Source organism: Virgibacillus sp. AGTR, from assembly GCF_016919725.2.
GTDB classification, from domain to species: Bacteria; Bacillota; Bacilli; order Bacillales; family Amphibacillaceae; genus Virgibacillus; species Virgibacillus salarius.
Map to the genome: position 1 here is coordinate 1 of NZ_JAJERH010000018.1, position 17,508 is coordinate 17,508.

Consider the following 17,508-nt stretch of genomic DNA (forward strand, 5'->3'; position numbering starts at 1 on the left):
CCGTGCCCACGGAAAGCGAAGTAATTAGTCGGAGCATTGCCAATATACATCAAAATTTCAAAATAACTACTTGGCTTAACGCAGTCATTGCACTGATTTTATACTTTCTTATCTTTTAACAAAAGACTGACATTTTTCATTGTCAGTCTTTTATTAAAATCATATCATATGTTGTGGCTCGCTCACTGATCTAATACATCCATAATTCGTTGTAAGTCTTCATCATTATAAAACTCAATTTCAATTTTACCTTTTCGTTTACCGCGCTGAATGGAAACTGCTGTACCCAGCCTATTTCTTAAGTATGATTCTCTCTCCTGAAGGAAAATATCCTTCTTAGGCTTTTCTTTCTTCTTCACCGGTTTTTCATTTAACTGAATAATTAACTTCTCTACTTGTCTAACATTCAGCTTCTCTCTCCGTATCTTTTGAATCAGTGATTGCAGTTTAGTTTTATCTTTCAGACCTAATAAGGCTCGTCCATGACCCATTGAAAGCTCCCCGTTGTTAATACAAGCTATCACCTGATCTGGTAAGGAAAGTAACCGAACGATATTGGCAATATGTGAGCGACTCTTTCCTAACCTCCTTGATAGCTCTTCTTGGGTAATCCTTAATTCATTCATTAAGTTGGCGTATGCATGCGCCTCTTCAATCGGTGTTAAATCTTCTCTTTGAAGATTTTCTAATAGGGCAAGCTCCATCATTTTTTCATCCGATAATTCTTTAATGACGACAGGAAGTTTTTCTAAACCAGCCTCTTTAGCAGCACGGTATCTTCGTTCACCAACAACTATTTCATATCCTTTAATACTTTTACGTACTAAGAGTGGTTGAATGATTCCATATTCTAGTATCGATTCTTTTAACTCCTCAATAGCATCTGCATGAAATGTCTTACGTGGTTGATATGGATTTGGTCTACATTCAGTAATGGCTATTTCCTGAATAACATCATCTTCATGCTCTTCAATGTCTGGAAAAAAAGCATTAATACCTTTACCTAACCCTTTCGCCATTGGCCATCACTTCCTTCGCTAATTCAAGGTATACTTCTGCCCCTCTTGATTTTGGATCATAACTTATAATCGGAAGTCCATGGCTAGGAGCTTCACCCAACCTCACATTTCTAGGAACAATCGTTTGATACACCTTATCCTGAAAATATTTTTTAACTTCCTCAATTACCTGAAGACCCAAATTCGTTCTTGCATCTAACATCGTCAACAGTACCCCTTCTATCATAAGTGACTTATTTAAGTGCTTTTGGACTAGTCGAATGGTATTCAATAACTGACTTAGCCCCTCCAAAGCATAATATTCACATTGTACTGGAATAATTACCGTATCTGAAGCAGTTAATGCATTTAATGTTAATAAGCCTAAAGAAGGCGGGCAATCTATAATGATATAATCATACTTTTCTTTCAAGTTTTCTAATGATTTCTTTAATCTTATTTCCCTAGAAATTGTTGGTACAAGTTCAATTTCTGCACCAGCAAGCTGAATGGTAGCAGGTATGATATCTAAGTTGTCTACATTTGTTGGAATACAAACTTCCTCAGCTGGTAGATCTTCTACTAGTACATTATAGATACAGTTTTTCACATCTGCTTTATTAACCCCTGTACCACTTGTTGCATTTCCCTGGGGATCTACATCAACAAGAAGTACATTGTTGCCCAAATGTGCAAGACAAGCACTTAAATTCACCGATGAAGTTGTTTTTCCTACGCCACCTTTTTGATTTGCGATGGACATTATTTTTCCCATGTTGACACCTACCCTAAAACTATATACTTTCTATTTTATCACTTTTTTTATGCAATGGGCGACTTATTTATGTTTTGTTTCTATTTCATAATCCAAAATTGCACCATTTTCCGTGTTTTAACTATTCATGTGCAAAATACCCATCTTTTTTGTAAAAGATGGGCTGTACATGTAATTATTTCAATGTATAATAGCTTTACTTCTTTTTAGGTATTTTTATTGTGATTTGGTAGTAATCGTCTAAATCCTGTTCATCTGATTCAACTTCTACTCCCGTATCTGACACCATATTTAAAGACTGTCTAATGGTGTTCATTGCAATTCGAATATCCTTATTGAATCCTTTTCTCTTTGGCGCTTTCTTTTTCGTTATAGATTGTTGCTCATTTAATTTTTTAATTCGATCTTCTGTTTGTTTAACATTTAGGTCATTATCCAAAATATCTTGTAATAATTTAATCTGCTTTTCTTCATCTTTTAATTTAATGAGTGCGCGTGCATGTCTTTCTGTGATGTATTTACCCAATAATGCCTCTTGTACGGGCTGTGGCAATTTTAATAAACGAAGCTTATTAGCAATTGTAGATTGATTCTTGCCTAAACGTTGTGCTAATGCTTCCTGCGTTAATGAATGTATTTCCAATAGTCTAGCGTAAGCAGTTGCCTCTTCTATAACTGTTAATTCCTCTCGTTGCAAGTTCTCAATTAATGCTACTGAGGCAGTTTCAGCATCTGTCATTTCACGAATGATAGCTGAGATGTATTCCCATCCCAATGATTGCACTGCTCTCCATCTGCGTTCCCCAGCTATTAACTCATATTTTTCTTCCTCGCCATCCACCTCTAACTTACGTACGACGATTGGTTGAATCATTCCATGCGTATGAATTGTCTGTGCGAGTTCTTTTATTTTTTCTTCACTAAAAATCGATCTTGGTTGAAATCGATTGGCCTCTATATGATTGATAGGAATCTGAATAACTTCATCAGGATGAAACGATTCCATTTCAGCATCTGAATCCGCTTCAGATTTATCACCTATTCCAAAAAATCGGTTAAAGGGCTTCACCATAATCCCACACCACCTCTATTGTACTTGATATGCTTATCTATGTATAAAATATAAAATGTTTCACGTGAAACATTTTATATGAATCTATCATTATTATAGCACAGGAAAAGGTATTCATAAGAAAAGCGCGGGGCAACTTGACTACTCCCAACATGCCTTTACAAATCTTTTATTTCCTTAAGGAAAGTGCTAAAGACCTATAAAAAAGGCAGTAAATCTAGACATTTCATCACTTATACGTTCATATCGCTTAAGAAAAAACGCTGCAGCAAAAATGCTACTGCGCTTGTATAAAAACTACACACCCATGTACATGTTGCTGGATGATAGTGCATCAGCTTATATTTTATCACATTTTTTAACCAAAGAATATCCAATCAGCCTATTTTAAAAATAATGCTTTGATCGCTAAAGTTCATACATGCAAGTAATGATAGCTTATTCAATTGGCTCTTTGTTTGGTAAGCCAGCTTTTCTTGGATACTTCTTAGGTGTTTTTCTTACTTTTTTAATCTCTATAATAGATCGTTCGCTAGCTTCTTCAGGCAAAGCAAATGTGTATGTATGCATTAATTTTCCACCTAATAACTCAACTGCCGATTTTGCTTGTCCTACTTCATCCTTTGCCTTTAATCCCTTCATAGCAAGAAAAACTCCATGCTTTTTAGTTAATGGTAAACACAATTCACATAGCACGGACATACGGGCGACAGCTCTTGCTGTTACTATATCAAACGATTCTCGAAATTGGTTCTTCCCGAAATTCTCGGCACGATCATGATAAAAAGCAACGTTATCTAATGCTAACTCCGTTGCTAAGTGATTTAAAAAGCCGATACGTTTTTTTAATGAATCCACAATCGTTACTTTAAGCTGCGGAAAACATATCTTTAAAGGAATACTGGGAAATCCTGCCCCTGCTCCGACATCACAGATAGTTAAGTCTGTAGTGAAATCATAATAAAAGGCCGCACTTATGGAATCATAAAAATGCTTTAAGTAGACATCCTTTTCTTCTATTAAACCAGTAAGATTTATTTTTTCATTCCATTCAACTAACGTACGATAATAGATAGCAAATTGTTCCTGCTGCTGTTGATTTAGATCGATTCCTTTTATCCTTAAAGCTTGTACAAATTGTTCTGGGTTCATACCGTTTAACTCCTTATGTAGAGGGTGTTACAGAAAGGAATAACAGCTGTATACCTTTCTGTAACCTGAAATATCCTAAACACTCCTGCATCAGTCCACTGTCAGTCAAATACTAATTCGCCAAACGAGCGATATTTCCTTGTTCAATATATACGATTAAAATGGATATATCTGCAGGATTGACCCCTGAAATTCGTGACGCTTGACCTACGGATAGTGGTCTTACCTTTTTAAGCTTTTCTTTTGCTTCTGTAGCTATTCCACTAATATCATCATAATCAATATCTACTGGAATTTTCTTATCTTCCATCTTAAGCATACGCTCTACTTGTTCATTTGCTTTTTTGATATAGCCTTCATATTTTATTTGAATACCGACCTGTTCCGTTACTTCAGCGGATAATTTGGGATCTGCTTGGATAATAGATGCTAATAAATCATACGATAATTCTGGACGCTTCAATAAATCATAAGCTTTTATAGCTTCTTTTAGAGGTGTTGCACCTGCTTGCTCAAGCAGGTAGTTTACCTCTTCAGAAGGTTTTATAATTAGCTTGAACAATCGAATTTTCTCTTCTTCTACCAGTCGATTTTTCTCGACAAATTTAGCATAGCGTTCTTCTGAGATAAGACCAAGCTGGTAGCCTAATTCAGTCATTCGTAAATCAGCATTATCATGTCTTAATAATAGACGATATTCCGCACGAGAAGTAAGAAGACGATAGGGCTCATTGGTTCCTTTTGTTACTAAATCATCTATTAGTACACCAATATAAGCTTGGGATCGATCTAGAATAACTGGTTCTTTATCCAATACTTTTGCTGCGGCATTAATTCCTGCCATAATTCCTTGAGCAGCAGCTTCTTCATAACCCGAAGTACCGTTAATTTGACCAGCAGTAAACAATCCAGGAATTTTTTTTGTTTCCAAGGTTGGCCACAGCTGTGTTGGTACAATTGCATCATATTCAATTGCATAGCCTGCGCGCATAATTTCTGCATTCTCTAGTCCTTCTACACTTCTTACCATTTCATGTTGAATGGATTCAGGAAGTGATGTGGAAAGTCCTTGTACATAAACCTCTTCCGTATCTCTTCCTTCTGGTTCTAGGAAAATTTGATGACGAGGTTTATCATTAAATCGAACAATTTTGTCTTCAATAGACGGGCAATAACGAGGACCCGTTCCCCTTTTCATACCAGAATACATGGATGAAAGTGATAGATTCTCATTAATTATTTCATGTGTAAATTCATTTGTATACGTTAACCAACATGGGATTTGCTCCGTAATATATTCCGTTGTTTCATAAGAAAAACTTTGTGGTTTTTCATCACCTGGTTGGATCTCTGTTTTTGAATAATCAATGGTATGACTATTTACTCTTGGTGGAGTACCTGTTTTAAAGCGAGTAATCTCAAACCCAAGCTCTTCTAAGTTTTCGGATAGCTTAATTGTTGGGCGTTGGTTATTAGGACCACTCTCATACTCCAGATCCCCCATTAAAACTTTCCCACGCATAAACGTACCAGTAGTAATTATAACTGTTTCTGCACTATAAGCAGCATTCGTTTCAGTAATAACACCTTTACATATGCCATTTTCGACAATTAATTGATCTACCATACCTTGACGTAGTGTAAGATTTCTTTCATTTTCAATTATTTGTTTCATTTCTTTTATATATAAAGGCTTATCAGCTTGTGCACGCAAAGCCTGCACAGCTGGTCCTTTCCCAGTATTTAACATACGCATTTGAATATACGTTTTATCAATTACTTTTGCCATAACACCGCCAAGTGCATCTATTTCACGAACCACTATACCTTTAGCAGGTCCGCCTATTGACGGGTTACATGGCATAAAGGCAATCATATCTAGGTTGAGTGTGAGCATTAATGTCTTTGCACCCATTTTTGCTGCAGCGAGACCTGCTTCTACTCCAGCATGCCCTGCACCAACTACAATCACGTCATAATGACCTGCATCATATGTCATTGGTCTTCATCCTTTCTATATTTTCATTACCAATACCAAAAAAACGATAGTTTTTATTTACTTTCCTAAACAAAATTGTGAAAACAGCTGATCAATTAAACTGTCACTTGCTGTATCACCAATAATTTCCCCCAAGAATTCCCATGTTCTTGTAACATCAATTTGAACAATATCCAGAGGCATTTCTAATTTTAGAGCATCGATAGCATCTTCTAATGCACGGCTGGCTTGTTTTAATAACTGGATATGTCGTACATTTGAAACATACGTTAGATCTCCGGTATCAATTTCCCCTTCGAAGAACGTTTTAGAAATCGCATTTTCTAATTCATCTACACCTTCTTCTTCAATTAATGAGGTAGTGACAACTGGTTTATCCTCTGCTAGCACTTTTACCCGCTCTAAATCCAATTTTTGCTCAAGGTCTGTCTTATTAATTATTACAATATAATTAAGTCCCTGTATTGCTGTAAATAATTTTTCGTCTTCCTCTGTTAAATCATCGTTATAGTTCAAAACAAATAAAATCAAATCAGACTCTTTTAATACCTGTCTAGAGCGTTCCACACCAATCTTCTCAACAATATCTTCTGTTTCTCTAATACCTGCTGTATCTACCAAACGTAGTGGAACACCTCTTACGTTTACATACTCTTCAATAATATCCCGTGTTGTCCCTGGTATTTCTGTTACAATGGCCTTATTTTCTTGAACCAGTGTATTCATTAACGAAGACTTACCGACATTTGGTCTACCAATAATAGCCGTTGCTAAGCCTTCTCTTAATATTTTGCCTTGTTTAGCAACCTGTAACAGCTTCTCTATTTCTGCATGAACTTCTTTTGTCTTCTTACGCATCATTTCATGTGACATTTCTTCCACATCATCATATTCAGGATAATCAATATTCACCTCAACATGAGCAACTGTTTCCAATAAATCCTGTCGTAGACGCTCAATTAAAGTAGACAAACGACCATCCATTTGTTTTAGAGCTACAGACATTGCTTTGTCTGTTTTAGCCCGGATTAAATCCATTACCGCCTCAGCTTGAGACAAATCTATTCTGCCATGTAGAAAGGCTCGTTTGGTAAACTCACCAGGCTCTGCTAAACGTGCTCCTTTACTCAATATAATTTCCAGCACACGATTTACAGCAACCATTCCACCATGACAGTTAATTTCAACTACATCTTCACGTGTAAATGTTTTCGGCGCTCGCATCACAGAAACCATTACTTCCTCAGCAATCTCATTTGATTGTGGATCGATAATTTTCCCATAGTTAATAGTATGTGACGCTACCTGCTTTAAATCATTGCCTTTGAATATTTCCGTAGTTATTGAAATTGCTTCAGGACCACTTAATCGGACAATTGCTATCGCCCCTTCACCAATCGGTGTGGATATTGCAGTAATTGTATCTGTTTCCATTGCTCTTCACCTCCAACATAAAGTTATATATATAGAACGTATAATTATTTTTATCGTCACTAACTTAATAGAATATCATACTTTTTAATAAAAATAAAGTTATCCACAACACATCCCTGCTAAACGTGATAAGGTTTATGCACATGTGGATAACTTTATTCGATATACGCTTCCTGCTTCGTGAATTGTACACAATCTGTCAAAATAATGCTACCCTTTTTCAAAAAAAATTCCGCCTAGTTTGGCACTAAGCGGATAATTTTTGATTTATTTCTTACTAGCCATATTAAGGCTGTATTACAATATGACGATGTGGCTCTTTACCATCAGAATATGTCGAAACTTCTTCATTTGCTTGTAGCACACTATGAATAATTTTACGTTCGAAGGCAGGCATTGGCTCCAAAGCTACCTTTTTATTCATGCGGATAGCCTTATCTGCCATTTTTAACGCAAGCGACTCAAGTGTCTCTTTTCTACGTCCCCGATAACCTTCAGCATCTAGTGTCACCGTATAATATTGCTTTCCTTCTTTATTGATAACAAGATGTAGTAAATATTGTAAGGCATTTAAAGTTTGTCCTCTTTTTCCAATAAGTAAAGCTATATTATCACCCTGTACATCATAGGTTACATGATTTTCCTCTACCTTTGTAAAAATCGTAGCATCTATATGCATCTGTTTTATGATTTGCTGTAAATATTTTTCCGTTTCTTCTATCTGATTTTTGACAGTCGATACCTTTACAAAAGCGCGTTTGGACCCGAAAACACCTAGTAACCCTTTTTTTCCTTCATCAATCACGTCGATTTCGACTTGGTCCCTTGTTGTATTTAACTGCTCTAATGCTGATTGGACCGCTTCTTCAACCGTTTGTCCACTAGCAGTTATTTCTCTCACTTTTTGTCTCCTCCATTACTTTTATCAGCCATCATTGGTTTACGGATAAATAGTGTTTGGGCAACCATAAAGATATTCCCTACTACCCAATATAACGCCAATGCTGCTGGGAAGAATATTGCAAAAACACCAATCATAATAGGCATCACATAAAGCATAACCATCATTTGTGGATTTTGAGCGGCTGGACTTCCTGACATCATCAATTTTTGCTGGAACCACGTAGCTGCTGCAGCAATAATCGGTAAAATGAAAAATGGATCCGGCGCACCTAGCTCAAACCACAGAAAACTATGTGTTTTGATGGATTCCGTACGCATAATTGCATGATACATGGCAATTAAAATAGGCATTTGAATAAATATTGGTAAGCACCCTGCAAGCGGATTTACCCCATTCTTTTGAAATAATGCCATTGTTTCCTGCTGTAGTTTTTGCTGTGTATTTGCATCTTTCGAGCTATATTTCTGTTGCAGTTCCTTCAACTTAGGCTGAATATCCTGCATAGCTTTTGAACTCTTTAATTGTTTCACATTTAGTGGTAGCAGTACTAGCCTTACTAAAATAGTAACGATTACAATCGCTAGACCGTAGTTTTCATTAAATAATTCTGCAAAATATGTGATTAGCATGGATACTGGAAAGACGAAATATTTATTCCAGATACCTTCACTTTCTTCCGTGATAGGTTCATTTACATCGGTACAACCAGAAAGTATTGCTAGCAGACCAATTAAAGTTACCAGCAACCAAAACTTTTTACGCAACACTTTTCCTCCTAACTAAAATAAAAGAGCTAACTCTTTTCTATCAACGAATATTCAAATAGCTTATCCTAAGAGTTATTTTAACCTAAACAAACCTAAGATTCTATATTAAATTTATTGATTTTTTAACAATCGTTCTTTATATAAAAGATGTGTCAAGCTTTTTTTGATTTCATGATATTCCATCTGTTTTGCAGGGTGTCTGGCAATGATTACAATATCATGTGGATACGCAATTTTTTCCTCTAATTCTTGAAAAGACTGACGTAAATAACGCTTAATTCGATTTCTTGTTACCGCATTTCCTATCTTTTTTCCAACAGATAACCCAATTCTGAAATGATTCTGCCCCTTTTTCTCTACATAATAGATGACGAGTTGTCTGTTTGCAAAAGATTTACCACACTTAAACGTATATTGAAATTCTTCATTCTTTTTAATTCGAAATTCTTTCTTCATCTATATCACCTTATTACGTATACCACTTATCAGCTTGTCCCTGATTCTGGTCTTTTCTATGTATAATTATAGAAGAAATATCATTCTTCTATTCTTAAGCTGCCCAACTTATAAGTGGTAATAACACATTAACCCACTTCTATCTATAAACAATATGTCTAAAGTGGAAAAAAGACCACTGATTATTCAGTGGCCTATGCAGACAAGACTTTTCTTCCTTTACGACGACGACGAGCCAATACTTTACGTCCGTTTTTAGTACTCATACGTGAGCGAAAGCCGTGTACTTTTTTACGTTTGCGATTATTTGGTTGATACGTTCTTTTCATTTATCCTGCACCTCCCTAAGGGATGAAATAATCTTTTATTAAACAGTCAATAGACAGTCTTTGTAATTATACGTAAAAATACTTCCATCTGTCAACTCACTTCTAATTTAAACTATCCACACCCTACTGTTTGGAAATAATCGAGTCTTATTTGCTATCCACAACATATATCGACAGGAAAATCACAAAATATAGTGGTGTGGACAATAATTGTCTACAACCGATGGACTTTGTGGATAACTGTCGAAACCCCATTGCATTCAAAGGGTTTTTCTGATATTATATTTGTGTTTAACTTGTGAAAAAAGAAAACTGAAATTCTAGTTATACACAAACTGTGGATAACTTGTGGATACTTGTTAACATGATTGTTTATGTTGTTATCAACAAAGCTGTGGACAACGTTTATAATTAATTCAAAGCTTATTCCACCTATATTTATTTATCCACACCAATATTATTTTTGTTATACCATTTTAACCCTTCAATTTTAAATACAATTGGAAGTAGACCTAAACGTAAATTCTATTTATCTTGCCTTTCCATCTTTAAAAGATTGAGAGAGGCTTTTTATGTCATTATTACTCATTAATTGGAGCAGTATGCAGTCTTTACGTAAATACTCATTAATTAACATAAATGGTTCCTAATAGAAACATCGATAATTGGAAGTGGATGACATTTATTACAGTGAAAGGAGTGAAATTCTGCTTGGAGAATATACAGGAAATATGGATAGCTACCTTAGAGAGAATTGAAGAAAAAATTAGTAAGCCGAGCTTTGATACATGGTTAAAGAACACAAAAGCAGAAACCATCGAAAACAATACACTTATTGTTTCCGCACCAAATGAATTTGCTAGAGATTGGCTTGAAAATCAATACACAAAGCTTATTTCCGAGATTCTATCAGAAATAACTGGTTCAGATATTGTTGCTAAATTTATACTTCCGAATACAAGTACGTCGATTGATAACTTCGAACCTACACAGAAGCAAAAGCCAAAAGACGATCCTAATGAAGCACCTAAATCCATGTTAAATGCAAAATATACCTTTGATACGTTTGTTATTGGTGCTGGAAACAGATTCGCTCATGCTGCATCCTTGGCTGTAGCTGAGGCACCAGCACAAGCATATAACCCGTTGTTTATATATGGAGGAGTAGGTCTAGGGAAAACACATTTAATGCATGCCATTGGACATTATGTACGTGATCATAATCCAAACGCAAAGGTCGTTTATCTATCTTCTGAGAAATTTACAAACGAATTTATTAACGCAATTATGGATAATAAAACAGTTAACTTTCGTAATAAATATCGTAATGTTGATGTTCTGCTAATTGATGATATTCAATTTATAGCAGGTAAGGAATCGACACAGGAAGAATTTTTCCATACATTTAATGCATTACATGACGATAATAAACAAATAATTATTTCAAGTGATCGGCCACCAAAAGAGATTCCAACTTTAGAGGACAGGCTTCGCTCTCGCTTTGAATGGGGATTAATTACAGATATTACACCACCGGATTTAGAGACCAGAATTGCTATCTTAACAAAAAAAGCAAAAGCAGAAGGACTCGACATTCCAAATGAGGTTATGCTTTATATCGCTAATCAAATTGATACGAATATTCGCGAGCTAGAAGGTGCGCTTATTCGAATTGTTGCTTATTCATCCTTAGTTAATCAAGATATTGATGCATCACTAGCTGCTGATGCTTTAAAAGATATTATTCCTAGTAATCAACCAAAGATAATAACTATCCAGAGCATTCAAGAAACGGTTGGAGCAAAATATAATGTACGATTAGAAGATTTTATTGCCAAAAAACGGACAAAATCGATTGCTTTTCCACGCCAGATTGCTATGTATCTATCTCGAGAAATGACAGACGCATCCTTACCAAAAATTGGTGAAGAGTTCGGTGGGCGAGATCATACTACAGTAATTCATGCTCATGAAAAAGTATCAAAGTTGATGGAAAAGGATACGCAATTAGCAAAAGAACTTGAAGAATTGAAAGAGCAATTAAAATCACTTTAAATTATAACTCTCACTTTCTCATTTTCAGCTAATTAAAGATCCTGTGAAAACTGTGGAAAACAGAGACAACCTTATAAACAAGTTGTCCACATGTGAATAACCTTAGCGCATTGACAAAAACAGATTTATCCACATAATCACAGCCCTTATTATTATTATTACTATATTTTTATAAAATAATATAATTAAAAAGAACTTCCACTAGGAGGATTTATTTCATGAAATTTATCATTCAGCGAGATCAATTAATAGCAAGTGTTCAAAATGTAATGAAGGCTATTTCATCTAGAACGGTTATTCCTATATTAACTGGAATAAAAATTGAAGCTAGACAAGACGGTATAACCTTAACAGGAAGTGATTCTGATATATCTATTGAGTCCTATATTCCTGCTGAAGAAAACGGTACGGTTAATGTTGAGTACATTGAAGAAGGAAGTATTGTACTACAAGCGAAGTATTTCCCAGACATTGTTCGCAAACTTCCTGAAAAGACGATAGAAATACATGCAGATGAAAACTTAAAAGTAACCATTCGCTCAGGAAAAGCAGAATTTAATTTAAATGGACAAGATGCTACAGAATATCCACAATTACCTAAATTACAGACAGATGATAGTTTTGAACTACCAATTGATTTACTAAAGAGCTTAATTAAACAAACGGTATTTGCTGTATCCACAATGGAAACTCGACCAATCTTAACGGGTGTAAATGTAAAATTAGAAAATCAAACACTTACATTTACAGCGACAGATAGTCATCGACTAGCTTCTAGAACGATACCAGTAGCAGATACTACCAATGAATTTTCTAATGTTGTTGTTCCGGGAAAAAGTCTAAATGAATTAAACAAAATCTTAGATGATACAGAGGATAAGGTTGAAATTAGTGTAACTAGTAATCAAATTTTATTCCGAACAAAACATTTGAATTTCTTATCCCGTTTATTAGACGGTAATTATCCAGAAACCTCTCGGTTGATTCCTGATCAAAGCAAAACGGTATTGCATGTTAAAACGAAAGAATTATTAAGTACAATTGATCGTGCTTCCCTATTAGCTAAAGAAGAACGCAATAATGTAGTTCGTTTAACTACACAAGGTGATCAGCTAGTAGAAATTGCAAGTAATCATCCAGAAGTTGGAAATGTTACAGAAGAAGTTACGGTATCTTCAATAGAGGGAGAAGAGTTAAAGATTTCATTTAGTTCTAAATACATGATGGATGCATTGAAAGCCATTGAATTTGAGGATGTGAATATCGAATTCACTGGAGCGCTACGACCATTTATTATTCATCCAGCAAATGAAGACTCTATCCTGCAGTTAATTGTACCTGTGAGAACATACTAAAAATAGCTCATGCTTTCCGTTAATTTAATCAAAAAATTAACAATCACTTTGATATTTCAGCGTAAAATTTAATAAAAAGCTCTTATCGGACGAAGATAAGGGCTTTTTACATCTGTATAAGTGATTTTTAGCCTAAATAAGCGATTATTTTAGGATATAAAGGGTCATACCTTTCCTTAATGGAAAATCTTTAGTAAAATAAGAATAGAGGATAAATAGATACGTGTTTTACAAATATGACCTAAAAGAGTGATAATATAATATGCCTGAAAAAATAACTATACGAACGGAATATATCTCCTTAGGCCAATTCATCAAGCTTGCCAATGTTTTAGAATCTGGTGGTATGGTAAAAGCTTATTTACAAGATGTTGGCGTCTTAGTTAATGGTGAACGAGAACATAGGCGAGGGAGAAAGCTATATCCTGGTGATGTGGTGAAGATTGAGGAAATCGGGTCTTTTCTCGTTACAGATTGATAAAAAATGAATTAACATATAGAGTCTTAGAAAATGATTTTGACGGTTAAAATAAAACTTGCTTGTTTCTGACGCAGCTTTTTTCATTCTGCGTCTGCAATTCGTTCAGGTTCAAGCTATTTTTGCTGCTTTGCAATCTCATTACTAGGAAGAATTTAACAGGCATCAGCAAGCCGTCATTCATAAAAATCTGTTTTCGAAAAACGTTATTTCAATAGATTACCTACGTTAAAAGGATGGAATCATAATTTTTTATGATTAGAAGAGGATTAACTATGCATATTGAAAAGCTACAATTAAAAAATTACCGTAATTACCATAAATTGGATATATCATTTGATGATAAGATAAATGTAATTATCGGTGAAAATGCGCAGGGGAAAACGAATTTAATGGAGGCTATCTACCTGCTTGCCTTTACAAAGTCCCATCGAACTCCTAGAGAAAAGGAATTGATCAAATGGGATGAAGAATATGCTAAAATAGAAGGTAGAATTACTAAAAGAAAACAATCTTTTCCGCTAGAAATCGTAATCTCCTCAAAAGGGAAAAAGGCGAAGTTAAATCGATTGGAACAAAAGCGGTTAAGTGATTATATAGGAGCGCTAAATGTTGTTATGTTTGCTCCAGAGGATTTAACACTTGTAAAAGGAGCACCACAAATTCGCAGACGTTTCATTGATATGGAACTTGGCCAAATACAGCCTCGTTACATCTATCATTTAGGACAGTACCAAAAAATCCTTAAACAACGTAATTCTGTTCTAAAACAATTGCAACGCAGATCGGATCAAGATACTACGATGTTGCAGGTTTTAACAGAGCAGCTCGCAGAACATGCCGCAACTCTATTGGAAAGGCGGTTTGTTTTTTTGGATTTATTAAGAAAATGGGCTAGTCCGATACATTATGGTATTAGTCGTCAACTTGAAAGTCTGGAAATAAAGTATTCTCCGACAATAGAAGTATCAGAAGAAGCAAATAAGGAGAAAATAGAAGATATATACTGTGAAAAATTCAAAAGCATTCAAGAAAAAGAGATCGAGAGAGGGACAACATTAATTGGCCCGCATCGTGACGATCTGCTGTTTTATGTTAATCATAGAGACGTACAAACCTATGGATCACAAGGACAGCAGCGAACAGCAGCTTTATCTGTAAAACTAGCAGAGATTGAATTAATTTATAGTGAGGTAGGAGAATACCCCATTTTATTGTTGGATGATGTGTTAAGCGAACTAGATGATTTCCGACAATCTCATCTTTTAAACACCATTCATGGTAAAGTTCAGACCTTCGTATCCACCACAAGTGTTGATGGCATTAATCATGAAACATTAGAAAAAGCGGAAATCTTTCGTGTGCAGGAAGGAAAAGTAGAAGCATAATGTGGGGGGATACAGATGTTTATTCATATTGGAAATGATACCGTTATTCACTCGAGTGATGTTGTTGCTATTATTGATTATCATTTAATTTCATCATCAACCATTATGGAAGAGTTAATGACAGAATCATTAAAAGAGAAGCGAGTAGCTGGACCGATTGAACATGCAAAATCAGTCATGATTACGAAAGAGATGATGTATTATAGCACTTTATCTGTCTCTACTCTGAAAAAAAGAGCAAGTATGATATCTACAATCAGCAAGCTCGATGATTTTTCAGACGAAATTAAGGAACTAGATTCCGAAGAAGTTTAGAAATGGATGTGAAAACATGTCAATGGAAGATAAGATCATGAATGAACAGGCCTATGATGCAGATCAAATACAGGTACTTGAAGGGCTAGAAGCGGTCCGTAAACGTCCCGGAATGTATATTGGTTCAACAAGTGAAAAAGGCTTGCATCATCTCGTCTGGGAAATTGTAGATAACAGTATTGATGAAGCCCTAGCTGGCTATTGTGATAAGATCGAGGTTATTATCGAAAAGGATAATAGTATAACGGTAAAGGATAATGGACGCGGTATCCCTGTTGATATCCAGAAAAAAACAGGACGCCCAGCTTTAGAAGTTATTATGACTGTCCTTCATGCCGGAGGAAAGTTCGGTGGTGGTGGTTATAAGGTTTCTGGTGGGCTTCATGGCGTAGGTGCTTCTGTTGTTAATGCGCTGTCTACTAATTTAGAGGTACATGTCCATCGAGATAATAAAATTCATTATTTACAGTTTAAAAAAGGTGTTCCACAAGGGGAAATTGAAGTAGTTGGCGAAACAGATATTACGGGAACAATTACACATTTCAATCCTGATCCAGAAATCTTTAACGAAACCACGACGTATAATTTTGATACGTTATCTCAACGACTTAGAGAGTTAGCATTTCTAAATAAGGGAATCAATATTTCCATTGAAGATAAGCGAACAGACTCAGAGCCAATTAATTATCATTATGAGGGTGGAATTAGCTCTTATGTAGAATATATAAATCGCACAAAGGAAATTTTGCATGAGCCTTTTTATGCTGAAGGAGAAGAGCAAGGGATATCTGTAGAAGTTGCCATTCAATACAATGATGGCTTTACGAGCAATCTCTATTCATTTGCCAATAATATTCATACCTATGAGGGCGGTATGCATGAATCTGGGTTTAAAACAGGATTGACACGTGTGATTAACGATTATGCTAGAAAGAATAACTTATTTAAGGAAAATGATCCGAATTTATCTGGAGACGATGTTCGCGAAGGATTGACAGCAATTGTTTCCGTTAAACATCCTGATCCTCAGTTTGAAGGTCAAACAAAGACTAAATTAGGTAATAGTGAAGTACGGACAGTTACCGATTCTGTTTTTAGTGAAACCTTTTCTAAATTTTTATTCGAAAATCCAAACGTTGCTAAAATCGTTGTAGAAAAAGGATTAATGGCTTCACGTGCCCGGGCAGCGGCGAAAAAAGCTCGTGAACTGACACGTAGAAAAAGTGCGTTGGAAGTATCCAATTTACCTGGTAAACTTGCAGATTGTTCTTCAAAGGATGCTAAAATCAGTGAATTGTACATTGTGGAGGGAGATTCTGCGGGAGGATCTGCTAAACAAGGACGTGACCGACATTTTCAAGCAATCTTACCTTTACGTGGAAAGATTTTAAACGTAGAAAAAGCGCGGCTTGATAAAATTTTATCAAATAATGAAGTGCGAACGATTATTACTGCTTTAGGTACAGGGATTGGCGAGGATTTTGATATCACTAAAGCCCGTTATCATAAAATTGTGCTTATGACAGATGCCGATGTTGATGGTGCCCATATTCGAACGTTATTGTTAACCTTCTTTTATCGTTATATGCGCCCACTTATTGAGCATGGCTATGTTTATATTGCGCAGCCACCTCTTTACAAGATACAACAAGGTAAGGCTGTTCATTATGCCTACAATGACAAAGAGATGGAACGGATATTAGAGGAAATACCGAAAGCTCCAAAACCAGGCTTGCAGCGATATAAAGGTTTAGGGGAAATGAATGCAACGCAACTTTGGGAAACAACAATGAGTCCAGAATCACGTACCCTTCTTCAAGTTGAATTATCTGATGCAATTGACGCTGATCAGATTTTTGATGTGCTGATGGGAGATAAAGTGGAACCACGAAGAAACTTTATCCAAGAGAATGCCCAATATGTAAAGAATTTGGATATTTAGATAAAGCCACGTTCCACGTTGTTATATAAAATATAAAGCCAGCTTCTCAGGCTTTATAGGTTTTGGTTGTACTAGTGAATGGAGGTAGT

At 35.5% G+C, this 17,508-nt stretch carries 16 protein-coding genes; 6 read left to right on the forward strand and 10 right to left on the reverse strand.

All coding sequences use genetic code 11. From position 1 onward, the window contains the following. Positions 1 to 182: 182 nt before the first annotated feature. The 10 genes from JUJ52_RS09030 to rpmH all read right to left on the reverse strand — a co-directional run bounded on the left by JUJ52_RS09030 (position 183) and on the right by rpmH (position 9,886). Positions 183 to 1,019 (reverse strand): ParB/RepB/Spo0J family partition protein, encoded by an 837-nt coding sequence (locus JUJ52_RS09030; RefSeq protein ID WP_205389371.1) that lies wholly within the window; start codon positions 1,017 to 1,019, stop codon positions 183 to 185. Continuing rightward, a complete protein-coding gene (locus JUJ52_RS09035) occupies positions 1,000 to 1,773 on the reverse strand; it encodes a ParA family protein (RefSeq protein ID WP_026680114.1) in 774 nt (257 codons plus the stop codon). The genes JUJ52_RS09030 and JUJ52_RS09035 overlap by 20 nt, the downstream gene beginning before the upstream one ends. Before the next feature lie 196 nt (positions 1,774 to 1,969). After that, positions 1,970 to 2,845 carry a nucleoid occlusion protein gene (gene noc / locus JUJ52_RS09040; RefSeq protein WP_166530512.1) on the reverse strand — a complete coding sequence of 292 codons (876 nt, stop codon included), beginning with the start codon at positions 2,843 to 2,845 and terminating at the stop codon, positions 1,970 to 1,972. Between the two features lie 438 nt (positions 2,846 to 3,283). Then, on the reverse strand, positions 3,284 to 3,997 hold the full coding sequence (rsmG, locus tag JUJ52_RS09045; RefSeq protein WP_205389372.1) for a 16S rRNA (guanine(527)-N(7))-methyltransferase RsmG: 714 nt from the start codon (positions 3,995 to 3,997) through the stop codon (positions 3,284 to 3,286). Between the two features lie 112 nt (positions 3,998 to 4,109). Then, positions 4,110 to 5,996, reverse strand: coding sequence for a tRNA uridine-5-carboxymethylaminomethyl(34) synthesis enzyme MnmG (mnmG, locus tag JUJ52_RS09050; RefSeq protein ID WP_205389373.1), 1,887 nt, complete (start codon positions 5,994 to 5,996; stop codon positions 4,110 to 4,112). A gap of 57 nt (positions 5,997 to 6,053) precedes the next feature. Continuing rightward, positions 6,054 to 7,430 carry a tRNA uridine-5-carboxymethylaminomethyl(34) synthesis GTPase MnmE gene (gene mnmE / locus JUJ52_RS09055; protein ID WP_205389374.1) on the reverse strand — a complete coding sequence of 459 codons (1,377 nt, stop codon included), beginning with the start codon at positions 7,428 to 7,430 and terminating at the stop codon, positions 6,054 to 6,056. 286 nt (positions 7,431 to 7,716) lie between these two features. Further along, on the reverse strand, positions 7,717 to 8,331 hold the full coding sequence (gene jag, locus JUJ52_RS09060) for an RNA-binding cell elongation regulator Jag/EloR (RefSeq protein WP_026680118.1): 615 nt from the start codon (positions 8,329 to 8,331) through the stop codon (positions 7,717 to 7,719). Beyond that, on the reverse strand, positions 8,328 to 9,098 hold the full coding sequence (spoIIIJ, locus tag JUJ52_RS09065) for a YidC family membrane integrase SpoIIIJ (protein ID WP_026680119.1): 771 nt from the start codon (positions 9,096 to 9,098) through the stop codon (positions 8,328 to 8,330). Before spoIIIJ ends, jag begins: the two co-directional genes overlap by 4 nt. 114 nt (positions 9,099 to 9,212) lie before the next feature. Next, the gene (gene rnpA / locus JUJ52_RS09070) at positions 9,213 to 9,557 is read right to left on the reverse strand and encodes a ribonuclease P protein component (RefSeq protein WP_121604244.1); all 345 of its coding nucleotides are present in this window, start codon (positions 9,555 to 9,557) and stop codon (positions 9,213 to 9,215) included. Positions 9,558 to 9,751: 194 nt separating this feature from the next. Beyond that, complete coding sequence (rpmH, locus tag JUJ52_RS09075) at positions 9,752 to 9,886, reverse strand: 50S ribosomal protein L34 (protein WP_021290274.1); 135 nt, start codon at positions 9,884 to 9,886, stop codon at positions 9,752 to 9,754. A 711-nt stretch (positions 9,887 to 10,597) separates the two neighbouring features. Between rpmH and dnaA the strand changes: the two genes are divergently transcribed. The 6 genes from dnaA to gyrB all read left to right on the forward strand — a co-directional run bounded on the left by dnaA (position 10,598) and on the right by gyrB (position 17,419). Continuing rightward, positions 10,598 to 11,941, forward strand: a complete 1,344-nt coding sequence (dnaA, locus tag JUJ52_RS09080; RefSeq protein ID WP_166530511.1) for a chromosomal replication initiator protein DnaA — start codon at positions 10,598 to 10,600, stop codon at positions 11,939 to 11,941. A 218-nt stretch (positions 11,942 to 12,159) separates the two neighbouring features. After that, on the forward strand, positions 12,160 to 13,296 hold the full coding sequence (gene dnaN, locus JUJ52_RS09085; RefSeq protein WP_166530510.1) for a DNA polymerase III subunit beta: 1,137 nt from the start codon (positions 12,160 to 12,162) through the stop codon (positions 13,294 to 13,296). Between the two features lie 262 nt (positions 13,297 to 13,558). Further along, positions 13,559 to 13,774, forward strand: coding sequence for a S4 domain-containing protein YaaA (yaaA, locus tag JUJ52_RS09090; RefSeq protein ID WP_026680123.1), 216 nt, complete (start codon positions 13,559 to 13,561; stop codon positions 13,772 to 13,774). A 275-nt stretch (positions 13,775 to 14,049) separates the two neighbouring features. Next, positions 14,050 to 15,162, forward strand: a complete 1,113-nt coding sequence (recF, locus tag JUJ52_RS09095) for a DNA replication/repair protein RecF (RefSeq protein ID WP_026680124.1) — start codon at positions 14,050 to 14,052, stop codon at positions 15,160 to 15,162. Between the two features lie 15 nt (positions 15,163 to 15,177). After that, the gene (gene remB, locus JUJ52_RS09100; RefSeq protein WP_026680125.1) at positions 15,178 to 15,477 is read left to right on the forward strand and encodes an extracellular matrix regulator RemB; all 300 of its coding nucleotides are present in this window, start codon (positions 15,178 to 15,180) and stop codon (positions 15,475 to 15,477) included. 16 nt (positions 15,478 to 15,493) lie between these two features. Then, positions 15,494 to 17,419: a DNA topoisomerase (ATP-hydrolyzing) subunit B gene (gene gyrB, locus JUJ52_RS09105; protein WP_026680126.1), complete on the forward strand. Its 1,926-nt coding sequence runs from the start codon at positions 15,494 to 15,496 to the stop codon at positions 17,417 to 17,419. Positions 17,420 to 17,508 lie beyond the last annotated feature (89 nt).